This is a genomic window from Clostridium sp. AF15-41, from assembly GCF_003604095.1.
Lineage (GTDB): Bacteria > Bacillota > Clostridia > Lachnospirales > Lachnospiraceae > Coprococcus.
Window position 1 is genome coordinate 142,152 of sequence record NZ_QTMQ01000001.1, and the last position, 17,290, is coordinate 159,441.

Below are 17,290 nucleotides of genomic sequence, written 5' to 3' on the forward strand. Positions count from 1 at the left end.
CGCAACACGATAACATAGTAACAGTTTATCATAATAAAGTCAAACGTAATCTTATGGTTTTTATGAATTTGTATTTTCCAAGAACTACAGCCAGTTAAGCCTGTTTTCAAATTTTACTTTGCGGTCTCCTGATTCTATAACTCCTATCTCATAGCAATCATAAAACCGACTGACATGATGCATTACTGCTGCCTTATCTTTTTGATTCGTCACAATATTAAAGCCTACACCACAATTAAACGTCCGCAGCATTTCTTCGTCACTGATATTCCCATTATTTCTGATATACTTAAATATGTCTAATATCTTTATTTTCGACAGATCGATCTTTGCACTCAGTCCCTCCGGAATTATCCTGCACAGATTTCCTTCTATACCACCGCCAGTGATATGCGCCATGCCATGTATAACATCTTTATCAAATAAATCTTTGATTGATCTGTAGTATGGTGTATGTGGTTTCATAATCTGCTCTATAAAGGTTAAACCATCTATCTTATCCAGTTTTATCTGCGGCATTTTGTCCATCAATAACCGTACTAACGAATATCCATTTGTATGTAAGCCATTTGATGCAATTGCCAGAACTGCATCACCCTCTTTGATCTGGGAACCATCGATTACCTTTGATCGTTCAACAATTCCAGCAATACTTGAAGTAAGTACATATACGCCCGGGTCAACAACCAATGGCTGAATAGAAGTTTCCCCACCTACCAGAGAACATTCATTTTCTTTACATGCATCTGAAACACCCTTAACCAATGTCTTTATTGTATCCGCTTCCGCATTTCCACAAACAATCGTGTCAAGTACTGCCAACGGTTTTGCACCCATAACCACAATATCATTTACTAAGTGATTGACCATATCATGGCAAATAGATTCTGAATATCCATACTCTATCGCGAGTTTTTGTTTTGATCCGGGTTCTTCAGATTTTAATACCAGAACCGGATTTTCAATCTCCTGAAATTTTATATCATATAAAGAAGCAAATGGTCCCAGACCATTTAAAACACGGTCATCCTTTGTATCCAAATGTTTTGCCATCTCTCTTTTAATGGTATCAGTATAGGTTATATCAATTCCCGCCTTACTGTAAGATAACCCTTCCGCATCTCTTTCACTCCCTGCCAGGATTTCATCAACAGACACATCCAACACAATTGCCAAATCTCTTAATATCTCAATATTGGGATAAGTTGTTCCATTTTCCCATTTTGAAATTGCCTGAAAAGAAACCTTTAGCTTATCCGCCAACTGCTGTTGCGTCATACCAAGACTCTTTCGTTTTCCCATTATAAAATTTCCAACTTTAATACTGTCAAGCATATAAATACCTCCGTTTTTATTTTATAATAGTTTACTTTGCAAGTACAAAACAATAACCACAAAAGTGAGTTTCATGCAGGGATTCAACCATGCGTTGAAAATGCTTACAATTTTATAGATCTGAGGAATAAAAAATCCCACAGATACTGGATTTTTCCAATATCCATGGGACAAAAATCGTGTTTTGAATTATCTCTTTGATAATTCCAAACAACGGTTGCAAAAGTATTTTTGTCAATCATGTTGTTGCTATTTTCATACAAATACTCATAGTTTATTGGGCATCCCTGAACGGTTATATTTTCCACAATCGTTTTTTTCACCTTTTCAGGCACCGCTCTGCGCCCTGTTTCCCATGATGCGATTGTGCGTTCACCATATGCCTTCCCTGATCTATTGCTAACAACACCCATGTTCTTTAACCAATTTGCAAATCCTGCTTGTGTCAGCCCCATAGCTTTTCTAATCTTTTTCATATGTTTTCCAATAATGATTTCCATCGAATCTCTCCTCTCCTGATCATCTCAACAATATCTATTCTGGTGAAGCTCTCCCGGTAGCCGTATTCGCTCTTCATCACTATGTGATGATCGTAAACCTCCACAATGGTCCATTTCTTCCATGTCATGATAAAATTCCGCCCACTGGTGGTTTCTTTTGTATGGATCCGCACGACCTGCCCCGGTCGGCAGATCATGTTGTATGTAATTTCTATCTCAAAATTTGTCATGTTGTTTCTCCTTTTCTATTTTTGCGCAAAAAAATACCAACCATCGAATAATGATGGTTGGTAGAGTTATATATTATTATTCAAATTTTGATACCGTAATTAATCTATCACAATTTTTACATTTAATATACATCTCAACGATTTCTCCATTATCGTCTTTTTTACCATAAATTGTCGGTTCCTCTAAACTTCCGCATTTTTCGCACTTCCAATTTTCTAGTTTTTTCGTAATAAAACTATATGGTGTTACCAAAAATTTTTTACTTTTCATTATTTTCTTCCTTTCGCAATTTGATAAAAAAATTATACCACTCCAACCATCATTATTCAATTTTCAATGTGCTACTATTCCATTTACATATTTAATGCATTAATCAATTTCGACATATTTGCACTTGATATCTTTAAATCGTTCATTTCATACCTCCATCTATAAAGTCAAACAACGTCGGTGAATCAACCTCATTCTCCTCTGCCTGTAAATATCCAACACCATCTCTGAAGTAATCCGGATTGAGCTCACATCCCTTGCCAAATCTGTGCATCTTGACCGCCATCATCGGTACAGTCATAAGACCGCCGAACGGATCATATACCACATCACCCGGATTGCTGTACCTGTTGATAATCCTCTCAACGATATCAAGGCTTCCTTACCAACAACCATTGTTGCTGGTTCATTTCCATATTTGATACAATAGGCTTCTTTAAGCCATGGATTCAAACCATTGAATCTGCACAGATTTATAAATACTGCAAGTTCATTAATTGTTACTGCTTCCTTGTTACCACTGACAAGATAATTTCTTACGGTTTCCGGTGAAAGGGAAATCTTCGTACCATTTGATTCATATTCAACGATATTAGATACTGACCATCTTTGTTTATTTTCATCATGCTCATGATCCGGTCTGTCTGTTTCTGTCTCTCCTCTTCACAGTCGCATCGCTCTCCCGGATCAAGATTTGCTCCACAGTTACTGCAAATTTTGTAGTACATTGTTCTCTCACCCCTTTATATCTCTGGAAGTATCAACGGCGGTTCCTTTCTTTCCTGTATCATCTTCCAGAATCTGTATTCTTCCTCGGCAAGTCTCTGTATGCCCTCCTCAACTCCATCATCTGACCGGTTCACCCTATAATGTCTTGTTGTCTTTACCATTGCAGGATCTCCATTTTCATCTGTCATACTGGATTCCTCTCATGATTCAGCTTGGATGGGGAAAATTCGTTGTTGTAGAGGGTAAAAAAGAACCGGTATACGAGGGTCATAGACCACACGATGCAAGACATACATGTGTATCACTTCTGACCGCTGCCGGAGTTGATGAAAGAATCATTAGAAAAATAGTTGGTCACAAAGGACAGGGTGTAACAGAAATTGTGTATACCCATATTGACCTTCCATCTAAACTGGAAGCAATCAACTTGATATGAACGAAGGTGATCTGAATGAATAGAACGAAATACAAGAACCAGTTCAATGCAGACCATTATGAAAGAATCAATTTTTCAGTTCCAAAGGGAATGAAACAGGTCATCAAAGACCTTGCAGCGGACAAAGGAATGTCCATGAATAAATATTTCCTGTTTTTGGTAAATAAAGACCAGGAAGATATATTTGATAATATGCAGCTTGCAGAAAAATCCAGAGAAAAGATTCTGACAATCAAAGGGAACACACATGATGGATATGATGTCATCTTCAAAGATGGAAGATCAGTTCATTGCAGGACAAAACTGGAAATCAGAAAATGTCTTGCACAAGACAACAAAAGTCTTGCACAAGACACCTTGTAGAGTGTTACTAGTGTGTTTCTAGTATGTTACTAGTAACTAATTTTTGATATGTTTCAGGGGTGTTTCTGCTCCTGTGCAAAATAAAGAAAACCCGCAGAAATACTTGATTCCTGCGGGTTCTTGAAATATTGAATATAATTGTTCCTTATCTCTTTGAGAACTGTGGAGCACGACGAGCTGCCTTTAAGCCGTACTTCTTTCTTTCCTTCATACGAGGATCTCTTGTAAGGTATCCGGCCTTCTTGAGGATTGGTCTGTATTCTTCTGAATCAGCCTCAAGTAATGCTCTTGAAATACCATGTCTGATAGCACCGGCCTGACCTGTGAAGCCGCCGCCCTTTACGTTAACCATAACGTCGAACTTACCATCTGTACCTGTAGCAACTAATGGCTGCTTAACGATAACTTTCAGTGTATCAAGTCCGAAGTACTCGTCCATATCTTTCTTGTTGATTGTGATCTTACCAGTACCTGGAGCGATATAAACTCTGGCGATACTGCTTTTTCTTCTTCCTGTTCCATAGAACTTAGTTGTTTTAGCCATTGATGATATCCTCCTTCTTAGTACTTAATCTCTAAAACTTCTGGCTTCTGAGCCTGCTGCTTATGATCAGGTCCAGCGTATACATAAAGCTTTGTAATCATATCTCTTCCAAGTGGTCCCTTTGGAAGCATTCCCTTAACTGCTAAACGGATAACATCCTCTGGCTTCTTAGCCATCTTCTCTTTTAATGTAGTCTCTTTCATTCCGCCTACATAATCTGAATGGTTGTAGTAGATCTTCTGATCCATCTTCTTACCGGTAACCTTGATCTTGTCTGCGTTTACTACTATTACATAATCACCTGTATCGATATGTGGTGTAAATGTTGGCTTATTCTTTCCTCTTAAAATGCTTGCTATCTCTGATGATAAGCGTCCTAAAGTATGTCCTGTAGCGTCAACTACATACCACTTTCTTTCTATTGTTGATGGGCTTGCCATAAAGCTCTTCATCGTGGTACCTCCTAAATTATTTTCTAAAATATTAATATGGTATATCCTCAAATACGTTGTTTACCGGGGCATTGGTTCACACCGTATCTTTAAACTTCACACATTTGGACATTATACAATACTCATCCGTGTGTGTCAATAAACTTTCTTTATTTTTTCAGGCGTTTTTCTTTATTTTTCAGCATTCATCTGCCATTTCGCATTCAAATATGCTATCTGCGTCTGACCGCAAATCTTCCGTTCAGACCACGGCGGTATTTCATCATGAGAATTCTTTTGACAGATGCATTGATCCGTTTTTTCGATATCCGCTTTGTCTTGTAAGCCCGAAGCAATGCCTGATATGTTTCTTTATAATGCTCCGTGCAGAGAAGATCGTCTCCTGCCTGAACTGCTCTGACAGCACTCTCACTCTCACTTCCGGTAAAGCTCCGTACTCCTGCCATCGACAACGAATCCGTAACGATCACACCTTTAAATCCCATTGTATTTCTAATGTATTTGTTTACCTTCGGTGATATAGATGCCGGATTTTTAGAATCAAAACAATGTACAATATTATGGCTTACCATAATCATATCACATCCCGACCGGATTCCCGCCTGAAATGGCTTCAGATCACGTTTTTTAAAACTGTTATAACTTCGGTAATCATGAATCAGATTCGTATGCGTATCTCCATTATTTCCATAGCCCGGAAAATGTTTTAACGAGCTGATCATATCCTCCTGTCTCATGTTATTCACTACAAGATTGATATATCTGGAAGTATCCGTTGCATTTGTAGAAAAACTTCTATTGTAAATAAAGTTACTTGAATCATATGCAACATCGGCAACCGGTGCAAGATTTGTATTGATTCCAAGCTTTTTCAGAAATTTTGCTTTATTCTTCGTGTCTTTTACAATGCCATTCCATCCACCTGCGGAAAATACCGCTCTCGGTGATGCATATGACGTGGATCGGAACTGGCGATATCTGGATGCCCTTACAACAGTTCCGCCTTCTTCATCCACTGCAATCAACATCGGAATCTTTGACGCCTTTTGAATTCCATAAATTCTGTTTCGTAATGTATCAGGAGTACTGTTTGCAAAATTTTCCCCAAACAAAACATATCCGCCAAACTGATATTGCTTCTGGATATTAACTGCATTTTTAGCAGGAGCCTTCACAAGGATCATCTGGGCTATCTTCTCCTCCCAGCTCATTTTCTTCATCCTGTCAGCTACACGTTGTTCTATATATTTGTCATTATCTTCATAATATCTGGCATGTACATCTGTGCCTGTGTCCGTACATATAATAGTCAGACATAAAAGCACACTCATACATATACAAACAATTCTTTTATTCATATCGGATCTCCACCAGTGTCAAGCCTTTCGCAACTGCGGTCGGTCCTGCCTTGCTCCGGTCTCTCGCTTCCAGGATCTCCTTCACCTGTTCAGGCTCCATCAGCCCGGTTCCGACCTGCATCAGAGTTCCTGCAATGATCCTTACCATATTATATAAGAAACCATTTCCCGTGATCCTGATATGAACCATGTCATCCTCTTTCGTCACATTTACTGCATATATCGTCCGAACCGTCGTCTGTACTTGTGCGCCTACCGAACAGAAGCTCTTAAAATCATGCTCACCAACCAGATAAGCAGCCGCCTGATTCATCCGCTCTATATCCATCGGATAATAGCAAAATGCCGCATATAACCGTTTTGATGGCAGCTCAAACCGCCGGTTCAATATATTATATTCATAAGTTTTCACTGTATCTGCATATCTCGGATGAAAGTCTGCATCCACCTCGCAGGATTCCTGAATCCGGATATCGTCCGGAAGCCGCTGATTTAACGCAAAGGAAAACTTATCCCCCGGTATCCGGGATTCAGTGTCAAATACTGCCACATTTCCACAGGCATGTACGCCTGCATCCGTCCTGCTGGCTCCGATCACCTTGATATCTTCCTGCACCAGTTCGCTGATCGTCCGGTTCAGCACTTCCTCTATCGTTATTCCATTGTCCTGTACCTGCCAGCCATGATAATTTGTACCATCATAGGCTACCACCAATTTTACTCGTTTCATTTTCCCGGTTCCCTGTTATAAATATATCTTCATCAAGATTAATCCTACCACATAAACCACCAGCAGACCATATGCAAATGCATCTTTTTTACTATATCGCAATGGTTTCATGCTGGTACGGCATTCACTTCCGTGATAACATCTGGCGTCCATCGCATATGCCAGATCGGTTGCACGTCGGATCGCAGATGCAAATAACGGAATAAATATCTGGGTATAACTTCGTATACGTTTGAAAACATTTCCATTTTCAAAATCTGCTCCACGCGAAAGCTGCGCTTTCATAATTTTGTCCAATTCTTCCATCAGAATCGGAATAAAACGAAGCGTAATTGAAAGCATCAAGGCCATATCTGATACCGGAACACGGAAGATCTTCAGGAATCCAAACAGCTTCTCCAAACCTGCTGTAAGTGCCAGCGGAAGTGTTGTATATGTCATGATCGATGAGCCAATAATCAGATATACGAAACGAAATACTACAATTCCGGTCGTCTTTAAGCTGCCGGACGTGATATGAAATCTCCAGATGCTGACCAGAACCCTTCCATCACCATTAAACAGACTGAAAAATGCTGTAAATAATATAAACGCCCAGACAACCTTAAGTCCCCGGCAGATAAAAGATAACGGGACACGGCTTAATGCTACATACACAATAAGGAATGCGGTTGCAGCAAGAAAAGTCCACAAATCCCTGCACCAGAAGATCGTAACCGCATATACGATCGTGAGCACCAGTTTTGTTCTGGCATCCAGCTCGTGAATCGGTGATCTGGTATTATAATATTGTCCGATCGTAATGTCTCTTACCATGCTTCTTTCCTCTATATTATCTGATAACTATCCACTTTCTCATGCTGTGTTCATGTTTTTGAAATGTCACCATCAATCTCTATAGCTTCATTAATTTTATATCTCTTCTTATATATTCTTTAGCCCACTAAGTTCCTCAATCACGCCCGCCATGCTTCTTGCTGTGAGTCTTATCTCCGGCAGTAATGCATCCCTGAACATCGCCATTTCCGGCATCTCTAAGCCCAGTTTTTCTACAATCTCCGGCGTTCCAAATGCCTGCTCTACTGCTCCATCATAGACCAGCTTTCCCTGTCCCATAACCAGTATACGATCTGCAATCTCATACACATCCTTCATGTCGTGTGATACAAAGATTACAGTTATATTCCGTTCTTCATGTAATCTGCGGATCAGTGCAAATAATTCCCGTTTGGATTTCGGATCCATGCCGGCAACCGGCTCATCGAGAATAAGAATCTCCGGCTTATATGCAAGGATTCCTGCAAGTGCTACACGCTTCTTCTGTCCGCCTGAAAGGTCAAACGGAGAATATTCAAAATATTCCTCTGATATATTCACAAGTGCCAATGCTTCCCTTGCCGCCTGTTCTGCTTCTGCTTTCGACATCCCGAAGTTCAATGCGCCATACATTACATCCGCTAACACCGTACTTTCAAATAACTGATACTCCGGATACTGAAACACAAATCCAATCTTCTTCCGCAATTCTTTCAGATTCTTCGTCTTTCCTACATCAATTCCATCAACCTTAAGCGTTCCCCCCATCGGACGATAAATACCATTTAACATATATAACAGCGTACTTTTCCCGGAACCGGTCTGTCCTGCCACCGCAAGGATCTCTCCTTTTCTGATCTGAAATGACACCTGCTCTACCGCAGGAACCAGTACCGCACCATCCTTATAAGAATACTCCAGATTATCAGCCTCGACCAAGATATCTTTTTTTATCCCGGCATCCAATAACATACCATTGTGTTCTTCTCTATCTATGTTATTTCTATTATCAAGGATATCCTCATGTATTCCATCCTCATTTTTACTTGATGGTATATCTTTCTGCGCCGAATTAAAATGTTCTGCTGCTTCTTGTCTGTTTACAAAAGATTTTTCATCACGCAAACATGCCTTTATCCTGTCCGCAGCATCCTTTACCGACAAGATCCCCTCTTTTCTATCAACCAACGCACTTTTTGCGTCTTCATCCAAATTTTTGACAAATTTCTTATCATCGGAATAATCTACTTTCAACTCATGCAACAGCTTATATGGCAATAAACTGTCAAGACCAAGCTGCTCTAACTTCTCTACCTGTGGATAAATCTCATATGGTGCGCCAATCAACTCTACATTTCCATCATCCATTACATAGATCTGATCTGCCCGAACCGTTTCCTCCATCCGATGTGTGATCATAATGATCGCAATGCCAAACTCCCGGTTCAAATGATATAAGGTATCAAGTATCTGTCTACTTCCCACAGGATCGAGCATGGCAGTTGCTTCATCCATAACGATACATTCCGGTGACATGGCCATCACAGATGCGATTGCCAGTCTTTGCTTCTGTCCACCGCTTAGATGTGATACATTTCGTTCCAGATATGCCTCCATCCCTGTCAATCGAAGTACTTCGTTGATTCGCTCCCATATCTTCTCTGCTTCAAAGCCCAGATTTTCCAAACCAAATCCTACATCTTCCGCAACCGTATTTCCTACCATTTGGTTGTCCGGATTCTGAAAGATCATCCCGACTGCACGACGGATGGCCAGCAGATCATCTTCCCGGCTCGTATCTAATACATCAGAATCTCCCTGTATCCATACCGTTCCCTGATTTGGTGCATATAAGCCATTCAGGTGTCTGGCAAATGTTGACTTTCCCGAACCGTTACGTCCAAGAACGGCAATGATCTGTCCCTTATGGGCAACAAAATCCATATCCTTCACAGCCCATTTTTCACCTGTAACATTTCCATCCTTGTCCTTGATATTAAATTTATGTCCAAGCTTTTTCACCTGAATAAAACTCATGTACACTCTCCTATGTTTCTAAACAAATACGATAATTCCATCGAATCAACATCTTTGCAAATATAAAGTCTGCATCTTAGTATAATAAAAAAGCTGCCAAATACACATACATGTACCTGACAGCCCTTATGTTTATAATTATACTAACTCAAGAATAACTTCCATTGCAGCATCGCCCTTACGCTGACCGATCTTGATGATTCTTGTGTAACCACCCTTACGTCCTGCGTACTTTGTACCGTACTCATCGAATAACTTGCTTGTTAAATCAACTTTCTTTGTACCGGCTTTCTTTCCGGCAGCATCTGTAGGAACTTCAACAACCGGATATAATACCTTAAGCATTTCTCTTCTTGCATGAAGTCTTGAAGGCTGATCCTTCTTGATGGTCTTTTCTACTTCATCATATACAGTAACTTTCTTACCATCAACAACTTCCTTCACTCTCTTACCATCTTTATCTTTCTTAGCAACCTTAGCGGTAACGGTAACTTCATCATAGTTATCCTTTTCCTTAACTGCTAATGTGATAAGCTTCTCTGCAATCTTAACAACTTCCTTAGCTCTAGCTTCTGTTGTTCTGATCTTACCATGGTATAATAACTGTGTTACCTGGTTACGAAGTAATGCATTTCTCTGTGCGCTTGCTTTTCCAAGTTTTCTATACATTGCCATTTTTATTTATCCTCCTTACCCTTGCGGGTCTTCACTGTGCTTACTATTATTCGGCTTGAGTGGTAAAAAGTATTATTCCTCACTGTCATTCAGTGATAAGCCTAATTCTTTCAGCTTAGCTAATACTTCATCTAATGACTTACGACCGAGGTTACGAACTTTCATCATATCCTCCGGGGTCTTATTGATCAATTCTTCAACTGTATTGATACCGGCTCTCTTTAAGCAGTTGTATGAACGAACTGATAATTCAAGCTCATCAATATTCATTTCCAGAACCTTTTCCTTCTCATCTGTTACGCTCTCAACCATTACATCAACGGATTTTGCGTTCTCAGACAGATCAACGAACAGGTTCAAATGTTCTACAAGGACTCTTGCAGCGAGGCTGACAGCCTCATCCGGTGCGATAGCACCATTTGTAAATACATCAAGTGTCAGCTTATCATAATCTGTAACCTGACCAACACGAGTATTCTGAACTGTAAGATTAACTCTCTCAACCGGTGTATATATAGAATCAATAGCGATGACATCAATCGGTGCATCTGCTTCTTTATTCTTATCAGAACCAACGTAGCCTCTGCCGTTGCCGATGGTGAGTTCCATCTCAAGTCTTGCATCCGGGCCACTAAGATTTGCAATTACAAGATCAGGATTGATGATCTCGATATCGCCGTCTACATGAATATCAGATGCTCTGACAACACAGTCACCAGCTACATCGATATAAGCCTGCTTCGGCTCATTTGTTAATGAATTGTTCTTTATTACTAAAGACTTGATATTCATAACGATCTCAGTTACATCTTCCTTTACTCCGGGAATAGAACTGAACTCATGTAAAACACCTTTAATCTTAACGTGTGTTACTGCTGTACCAGGTAATGAAGAAAGCATAATTCTTCTTAATGAATTACCAAGGGTTGTACCATAGCCTCTCTCTAAAGGCTCTACTACAAACTTACCATACTTGTTATCATCTGAAATCTCAACTATCTCAATTTTTGGTTTCTCAAACTCAAACATTTAAGCCCCTCCTTTATGGGTAATTAACTGGTATACTCCAACTTTGCAAATATCATAAATATATTCTGCATCCAGACATCCACACGGGTAAATCCCGGATGGATGTACGGATGATCATATTTATTCTTATTACTTGGAATATAACTCGACAATAAGGGTCTCGTTTACAGGAACATCGATCTGCTCTCTGTTTGGCTTCTCAACTACTTCTCCACAAAGGTTTTCTCTGTCAGCGGTTAACCAACCTGGAACTAAATGTCCTTCTGTTGCAGCAATGATATCCTTATATCTCTGTAAGGATTTGCTCTTCTCTCTGATCTCGATCTTGTCTCCGGCCTTTACCTGGTATGAAGGAATGTTAACACTCTTTCCATTAACAAGTACATGCTTGTGATCTACAATCTGTCTTGCTTCTCTTCTTGTTCTTGCAAAACCTAATCTGAAGATAACATTATCAAGTCTTAACTCAAGTAATGTCATAAGGTTAGGACCTGTTAAGCCCTTCTGCTGCTCTGCCTTAGCGTAAAGGTTACGGAAAGGCTTCTCTAATACACCGTAAATGAACTTAGCCTTCTGCTTTTCACGAAGCTGTAAACCATACTCACTTACTTTTCTGTTTGCTCTTGTTGATTTTCTATTTGATTTCTTGTCAATTCCGAGATACATTGGCTCCATGCCTAAAGATCTGCATCTCTTAAGAACTGGGGTTCTATCTACTGCCATCTTACTCTGTACCTCCTAATTAGACTCTTCTTCTCTTTGGTGGACGACAACCATTATGTGGAACTGGTGTAACGTCTTTGATACTTACAACATCGATACCGCAAGCTGCGAGAGCACGGATAGCTGCTTCTCTACCTGAGCCTGGGCCTTTTACCATAACATCAACAGTCTTTAATCCGTAAGGAGCAGCAGCCTTTGCAGCTGTCTCAGCAGCCATCTGAGCAGCATATGGTGTTGACTTCTTAGAACCCTTGAATCCTAAACCGCCAGCACTTGCCCATGAAAGTGCATTACCTTCAGCGTCTGTTAATGTAACGATTGTATTATTGAAAGATGACTGAATATGAGCCTGTCCGTGCTGAACACTCTTTCTGACACGCTTCTTAGCCACTTTTTTAGTAACTTGCTTAGCCATTAACTCTTAAACCTCCTATGGTTTTCCAAATTTATACAAATGTACTTTATCTTCTGCCCGGTGCAGAAGATCTCTTATCTTCTACTATATATAAGAACAAATGAAAACAGTATTATTTCTTCTTGTTTGCTACTGTCTTCTTAGGTCCCTTACGTGTTCTTGCGTTTGTCTTTGTCTTCTGTCCACGAACAGGAAGTCCCTGTCTATGACGCTTACCACGGTAGCATGCAATTTCCTGTAAACGCTTGATGTTAAGCGCTACTTCTCTACGTAAATCTCCTTCAACAGTCTGTGTTGCATTGATTACTTCGCTGATTCTTCTTACTTCATCATCAGTCAAATCATTACAACGTGTGTCAGGATTAACATTTGCTTCCTTAAGGATACGCTGTGAAGATGCCAAACCTATACCATATACATAAGTAAGACCAATCTCAACACGCTTGTCTCTTGGTAAATCAACACCTGAAATACGAGCCATTCTAATTAACCTCCGTAAAAATTCTTCTGTCCGGCATATCGGATCTCGACATATCTCAACATGAAAATGCTGAGGTGAAATGCATATGTTTCCATCTCGCTGCCTATTTTTTTATTTTTACTAGCATATAATGATTATGCTACAGCCGCTTTTAAAATTTACAACACATCCGTGTGTGTTGATACATAAAAAACAAGATATCATATGGATGGGCTATCATCCGGATACCCAGTTTCTTTTTTTGATTAACCCTGACGCTGTTTGTGCTTTGGATTCTCGCAGATAACTCTAACGATTCCCTTTCTCTTGATAACTTTGCACTTATCGCACATAGGTTTTACTGATGCTCTAACCTTCATTAGAAAATCTCCTTTCAAAAAAAGTCCGCTACAAATAGGCATTCTATCATTTTTCACAATAGAATGCAAGTCCCATTTTCTGTTTTTTTCATATTAATGGGTTTATTATGATAAATCACATCCCATAAAGGGAATATCTTTACAGGATGTTCATTACATACCTCTTTATATAGAAGAATTTATTTATCTCTCCAAACAATTCTTCCCTTTGTCAGGTCGTATGGTGATAATTCAATTGTTACCTTATCACCTGGAAGGATCTTGATATAATTCATTCTGAGCTTACCACTAATGTGTGCTAAAACCTTATGACCATTCTCGATCTCTACTTGAAACATTGCATTTGGTAACTTCTCGATTACTGTTCCTTCTACTTCAATTACGTCTGCCTTTGACATTTTTAATCCTCCTTAAAATCCTTGAGATTTTGAATCCATTTTTTATTTCTATAATTCCAATCCTTCTGCCTGCGACAAGATGATCGGTCTGTCCTCTGTAATAAGGATCGTATTCTCATAGTGTGCTGCATTGGACCCGTCCACGGTTACAACCGTCCAGTCATCATCCAGCCAGTCTACTTCATAATCACCTGCTGTTATCATCGGTTCGATCGCAATCGTCATTCCCGGTTTCAGCTTCGGTCCTTTTTTGATTGTTTCAAAATTCGGTATTTCCGGATCCTCGTGAAGATTTGCTCCAACACCATGTCCAACCAGGTCTTCTACGATTCCATATCCAAATTTTAAAACATACCGCTCTACAGCCCTTCCGATATCTCGAATATGATTTCCCGGAACAGCAACCTTCATTGCTTCGAAAAAGCTCTGCTTAGTTACTGCAATCAGATGCTCATTTTCCGGTGAAATCTTTCCTACTCCGTAAGTTCTTGCTGCATCGGAGTGATATCCTTTATAGATAACTCCTGCATCAAGACTTACTATGTCGCCCTCTTTCAGATATCTTGTCTTTGATGGTATACCATGAACAACTTCTTCATTCACTGATACACAGATAGATGCCGGATAACCATTATAATTCAGAAAAGAAGGAATACAGCCATAACTTCTGATCACTTCTTCACCAAGTTTATCGATCGCATAGGTTGTGATTCCCGGTTTGATCGCCTTCTTCAGCTCCTCATGTGTGAGAGCAAGAATTCTGCCGGCTTCTTTCATCAATTCAATTTCTCTCTCAGATTTTATAGATATTGCCATTTTATTCACCTAAAATCTTAACGATTGCTGCAAATACATCATTCATATCCATTGTTCCGTCAACTTCTTTTAAGATACCCTTCTTAGCATAGAAATCGATCAATGGCTGTGTCTGCTCATGATATACTTTCAGTCTGTTTAATACTGTTTCCGGCTGATCATCATCTCTTAAGATAAGATCGGATGAACATACATCACATTTGCCTTCTACTTTTGTAGGGTTATATACAATATGATATGTTGCACCACAGCCAACACATGCACGTCTTCCGGACATTCTGCGAACGATGTTCTCATCCGGTACTTCTACATTGATAGCATAGTCTACAGAATCGCCGATTGCTGATAATGCTTTGTCAAGTGCCTCTGCCTGTGGAATTGTTCTTGGGAATCCATCAAGGATATATCCCTTTGCGCAGTCGTCTGCTTTGAATCTGTCGATTACAAGATCTACAACTAATTCATCCGGAACAAGAAGTCCCTTATCCATATATTCTTTTGCCTTTGCTCCGAGTTCTGTTCCGTTCTTGATGTTTGCTCTGAAAATATCTCCTGTTGAGATATGAGGTACTCCGTACTTCTCAGCGATCATTTTAGCCTGTGTACCTTTGCCTGCGCCTGGCGCACCTAACATAATTATCTTCATATATAACCTCCATTTTTTATTTTCCTGCGGGATACATTCATTGCAATCCCTCCTGTTATCAGCCGTCCTCCAAATGAACAAGCCATAGATACTTATACTATAATACACGAATAGGAAGTGCACAAGTGTACACTCCCATTTTTCGTGTTTTTTATATCTTTATCTTACAATTAATCTAATAAGAATCCCTGATAATGTCTTACTAACATCTGTGATTCCAGACTCTTCATGGTTTCAATTACAACACCAACTACGATGATGATGGATGTTCCACCGAATGAAACATTTACACTGAAAAATCCGTTAAAGAACATTGGAATCATCGCAACGATCAAAAGACCAACTGCTCCGATAAATATAATATAGTTCAGTATTTTATTTAAATAGTCCTGGGTTGGCTTACCCGGTCGGATACCCGGTACAAAACCACCGCTCTTCTTCATGTTATTTGCAATCTCCATCGGATTGAAGGTAATTGCTGTATAGAAATAAGCGAAGAAGAACACAAGTAAGATATATACTGCCAATCCAAGGAATCCCCAAGGATAGTTCGCATTAAACCAGTATGACTGGCTCATTCCCTGAAGGATCTTAGCACCGACACCGGATGGACTCTTTCCAAATAAACTTGTTATAATAGAAGGAATCGCCATCAGTGAAGAAGCGAAGATTACAGGAATAACGCCTGCTGTATTTACCTTAAGCGGAATGTTGGAGGACTGACCTCCCATCTGCTTTCTACCCTGAACTTTCTTTGCATACTGTACAGGAATCTTTCTTTCAGCTCCCTGAAGCATACATACAAGAATGGTTACACATACAACAATTGCAACAACCAAAAGTGCAATTAGACACATTCTGACCGGATCTTTGTCTTTGATGAACTGTGTGTAAATATTCTTGAAATCATTTGGCATGGTTGATACGATGTTGATCAACAGGATAATGGAAATACCATTTCCCACACCACGATCTGTTACACGCTCGCCAAGCCACATTACAAACGCACTACCACCGGTAAGAATAACGATCATTGTCAATACTGTCCAAAAATTGTAGCTGTCCATGAATCCTTTTCTTCCGAAATTGATCGCAAGACCTGCACTTTCCAGAATTGCGAGACCGATCGTTAAAAAACGGGTAATTGCTGTAATTTTCTTTCTTCCGTCTTCACCATCTTTCTGCATCTCTTCCAGAGCAGGAATTGCTATGGTAAGAAGCTGAATGATAATGGAAGCTGTAATATATGGTGTTACGTTCAATGCAAATATTGACATCTGATCGAACGATCCTCCGGTAAATGAGCTGAACAGATTAAAAGAATCTCCAAGTGCATTGCTCAGATACTCTTTAATTGCATCAGCACGGATTCCCGGTACAGTAATCAGGCTTCCCAGCCTGACTACTATAAGAACAAAGAATGTGTATAATAATTTCTGTCTTAATTCCTTTACTTTGAATGCATTGATAAAGGTTTTAAACATTATTAGATCACCTCTGCTTTTCCGCCAAGAGCTTCAATCTTCTCGACTGCTGACTTTGAAAAAGCATTTGCCTTAACTGTAAGCTTCTTTGTTAACTCTCCATTTCCAAGAATCTTAACTCCATCACGTGGATTCTTTACGATACCGCATTCAACAAGTGTATCTACTGTAACCTCTGCTCCATCCTCGAAACGATCAAGAACTGAAACATTGATTGCAACGATATCTTTGTGATTGATACATGTAAATCCTCTCTTAGGGATTCTTCTATATAAAGGCATCTGTCCGCCTTCAAATCCTGGTCTAGGTGATCCTGAACGTGCCTTCTGACCCTTATGGCCCTTACCTGCAGTCTTACCATTTCCTGAACCATGACCACGGCCTACTCTGAAATTAGTACTATGCTTAGAACCTTCTGCTGGCTTTAATGTTGATAAATTCACGACCTGCACCTCCTTCAAAT

Annotated in this window: 27 protein-coding genes; 2 read left to right on the forward strand and 25 right to left on the reverse strand. The window is 39.7% G+C overall.

The annotated features are described in order from the left end of the window. Window positions 1-84: 84 nt before the first annotated feature. From purM to DWW43_RS12045, 8 genes are all read right to left on the reverse strand, one after another. Entirely contained in the window at window positions 85-1,335 is a 1,251-nt protein-coding gene (gene purM, locus DWW43_RS00575; protein WP_118662533.1) for a phosphoribosylformylglycinamidine cyclo-ligase, read from the reverse strand. Window positions 1,336-1,439: 104 nt separating this feature from the next. Further along, complete coding sequence (locus DWW43_RS00580; RefSeq protein WP_119962442.1) at window positions 1,440-1,835, reverse strand: helix-turn-helix transcriptional regulator; 396 nt, start codon at window positions 1,833-1,835, stop codon at window positions 1,440-1,442. After that, window positions 1,808-2,065, reverse strand: a complete 258-nt coding sequence (locus DWW43_RS00585) for a hypothetical protein (protein WP_119962443.1) — start codon at window positions 2,063-2,065, stop codon at window positions 1,808-1,810. The genes DWW43_RS00580 and DWW43_RS00585 overlap by 28 nt, the downstream gene beginning before the upstream one ends. 76 nt (window positions 2,066-2,141) lie before the next feature. Next, a complete protein-coding gene (locus tag DWW43_RS00590) occupies window positions 2,142-2,336 on the reverse strand; it encodes a hypothetical protein (protein WP_119962444.1) in 195 nt (64 codons plus the stop codon). 142 nt (window positions 2,337-2,478) lie between these two features. Beyond that, window positions 2,479-2,664: a hypothetical protein gene (locus tag DWW43_RS00595; protein WP_243104357.1), complete on the reverse strand. Its 186-nt coding sequence runs from the start codon at window positions 2,662-2,664 to the stop codon at window positions 2,479-2,481. After that, a complete protein-coding gene (locus DWW43_RS00600; protein ID WP_119962446.1) occupies window positions 2,634-2,927 on the reverse strand; it encodes a recombinase RecT in 294 nt (97 codons plus the stop codon). Before DWW43_RS00600 ends, DWW43_RS00595 begins: the two co-directional genes overlap by 31 nt. Continuing rightward, window positions 2,873-3,064 carry a hypothetical protein gene (locus tag DWW43_RS00605; protein ID WP_119962447.1) on the reverse strand — a complete coding sequence of 64 codons (192 nt, stop codon included), beginning with the start codon at window positions 3,062-3,064 and terminating at the stop codon, window positions 2,873-2,875. The genes DWW43_RS00600 and DWW43_RS00605 overlap by 55 nt, the downstream gene beginning before the upstream one ends. A 15-nt stretch (window positions 3,065-3,079) precedes the next feature. Continuing rightward, entirely contained in the window at window positions 3,080-3,253 is a 174-nt protein-coding gene (locus DWW43_RS12045; RefSeq protein WP_165852987.1) for a hypothetical protein, read from the reverse strand. Window positions 3,254-3,267: 14 nt separating this feature from the next. Here DWW43_RS12045 and DWW43_RS00610 point away from each other — a divergent pair, with 14 nt between their 5' ends. Further along, window positions 3,268-3,501: a tyrosine-type recombinase/integrase gene (locus DWW43_RS00610; RefSeq protein ID WP_243104358.1), complete on the forward strand. Its 234-nt coding sequence runs from the start codon at window positions 3,268-3,270 to the stop codon at window positions 3,499-3,501. Window positions 3,502-3,516: 15 nt separating this feature from the next. Further along, window positions 3,517-3,864, forward strand: coding sequence for a hypothetical protein (locus tag DWW43_RS00615; protein ID WP_119962448.1), 348 nt, complete (start codon window positions 3,517-3,519; stop codon window positions 3,862-3,864). A 145-nt stretch (window positions 3,865-4,009) separates the two neighbouring features. On the opposite strand, the gene rpsI is transcribed toward DWW43_RS00615, so the two are convergent. The 17 genes from rpsI to rplO form a co-directional block, all read right to left on the reverse strand. Then, entirely contained in the window at window positions 4,010-4,408 is a 399-nt protein-coding gene (rpsI, locus tag DWW43_RS00620; RefSeq protein ID WP_008402708.1) for a 30S ribosomal protein S9, read from the reverse strand. A 17-nt stretch (window positions 4,409-4,425) separates the two neighbouring features. Further along, window positions 4,426-4,860 carry a 50S ribosomal protein L13 gene (gene rplM, locus DWW43_RS00625; RefSeq protein ID WP_008402709.1) on the reverse strand — a complete coding sequence of 145 codons (435 nt, stop codon included), beginning with the start codon at window positions 4,858-4,860 and terminating at the stop codon, window positions 4,426-4,428. A gap of 212 nt (window positions 4,861-5,072) precedes the next feature. Next, window positions 5,073-6,218: a glycoside hydrolase family 3 N-terminal domain-containing protein gene (locus DWW43_RS00630; protein WP_119962449.1), complete on the reverse strand. Its 1,146-nt coding sequence runs from the start codon at window positions 6,216-6,218 to the stop codon at window positions 5,073-5,075. Next, the gene (gene truA / locus DWW43_RS00635) at window positions 6,211-6,948 is read right to left on the reverse strand and encodes a tRNA pseudouridine(38-40) synthase TruA (RefSeq protein WP_119962450.1); all 738 of its coding nucleotides are present in this window, start codon (window positions 6,946-6,948) and stop codon (window positions 6,211-6,213) included. The genes DWW43_RS00630 and truA overlap by 8 nt, the downstream gene beginning before the upstream one ends. A gap of 15 nt (window positions 6,949-6,963) precedes the next feature. Further along, the gene (locus tag DWW43_RS00640; RefSeq protein WP_119962451.1) at window positions 6,964-7,764 is read right to left on the reverse strand and encodes an energy-coupling factor transporter transmembrane component T; all 801 of its coding nucleotides are present in this window, start codon (window positions 7,762-7,764) and stop codon (window positions 6,964-6,966) included. A gap of 108 nt (window positions 7,765-7,872) precedes the next feature. Then, window positions 7,873-9,801: an energy-coupling factor transporter ATPase gene (locus tag DWW43_RS00645; RefSeq protein ID WP_119962452.1), complete on the reverse strand. Its 1,929-nt coding sequence runs from the start codon at window positions 9,799-9,801 to the stop codon at window positions 7,873-7,875. A 138-nt stretch (window positions 9,802-9,939) separates the two neighbouring features. Then, window positions 9,940-10,476 carry a bL17 family ribosomal protein gene (locus DWW43_RS00650; RefSeq protein WP_008402714.1) on the reverse strand — a complete coding sequence of 179 codons (537 nt, stop codon included), beginning with the start codon at window positions 10,474-10,476 and terminating at the stop codon, window positions 9,940-9,942. Between the two features lie 72 nt (window positions 10,477-10,548). Beyond that, window positions 10,549-11,505 carry a DNA-directed RNA polymerase subunit alpha gene (locus DWW43_RS00655; protein WP_008402715.1) on the reverse strand — a complete coding sequence of 319 codons (957 nt, stop codon included), beginning with the start codon at window positions 11,503-11,505 and terminating at the stop codon, window positions 10,549-10,551. Window positions 11,506-11,634: 129 nt separating this feature from the next. Beyond that, the gene (gene rpsD, locus DWW43_RS00660) at window positions 11,635-12,228 is read right to left on the reverse strand and encodes a 30S ribosomal protein S4 (protein WP_008402717.1); all 594 of its coding nucleotides are present in this window, start codon (window positions 12,226-12,228) and stop codon (window positions 11,635-11,637) included. A gap of 19 nt (window positions 12,229-12,247) precedes the next feature. After that, the gene (gene rpsK / locus DWW43_RS00665) at window positions 12,248-12,643 is read right to left on the reverse strand and encodes a 30S ribosomal protein S11 (protein WP_008402719.1); all 396 of its coding nucleotides are present in this window, start codon (window positions 12,641-12,643) and stop codon (window positions 12,248-12,250) included. A gap of 112 nt (window positions 12,644-12,755) precedes the next feature. Continuing rightward, window positions 12,756-13,124 (reverse strand): 30S ribosomal protein S13, encoded by a 369-nt coding sequence (gene rpsM, locus DWW43_RS00670; protein ID WP_008402720.1) that lies wholly within the window; start codon window positions 13,122-13,124, stop codon window positions 12,756-12,758. A gap of 245 nt (window positions 13,125-13,369) precedes the next feature. Further along, on the reverse strand, window positions 13,370-13,483 hold the full coding sequence (rpmJ, locus tag DWW43_RS00675; protein WP_044946087.1) for a 50S ribosomal protein L36: 114 nt from the start codon (window positions 13,481-13,483) through the stop codon (window positions 13,370-13,372). A gap of 179 nt (window positions 13,484-13,662) precedes the next feature. Beyond that, the gene (gene infA, locus DWW43_RS00680; protein ID WP_008402721.1) at window positions 13,663-13,881 is read right to left on the reverse strand and encodes a translation initiation factor IF-1; all 219 of its coding nucleotides are present in this window, start codon (window positions 13,879-13,881) and stop codon (window positions 13,663-13,665) included. A gap of 48 nt (window positions 13,882-13,929) precedes the next feature. Then, complete coding sequence (gene map / locus DWW43_RS00685) at window positions 13,930-14,697, reverse strand: type I methionyl aminopeptidase (RefSeq protein ID WP_119962453.1); 768 nt, start codon at window positions 14,695-14,697, stop codon at window positions 13,930-13,932. Window position 14,698: 1 nt separating this feature from the next. Beyond that, entirely contained in the window at window positions 14,699-15,343 is a 645-nt protein-coding gene (locus tag DWW43_RS00690; protein ID WP_021944968.1) for an adenylate kinase, read from the reverse strand. 170 nt (window positions 15,344-15,513) lie between these two features. Further along, the gene (gene secY / locus DWW43_RS00695; RefSeq protein ID WP_008402725.1) at window positions 15,514-16,827 is read right to left on the reverse strand and encodes a preprotein translocase subunit SecY; all 1,314 of its coding nucleotides are present in this window, start codon (window positions 16,825-16,827) and stop codon (window positions 15,514-15,516) included. 2 nt (window positions 16,828-16,829) lie between these two features. Then, complete coding sequence (gene rplO, locus DWW43_RS00700; RefSeq protein ID WP_021944970.1) at window positions 16,830-17,270, reverse strand: 50S ribosomal protein L15; 441 nt, start codon at window positions 17,268-17,270, stop codon at window positions 16,830-16,832. Between the last annotated feature and the right edge of the window lie 20 nt (window positions 17,271-17,290).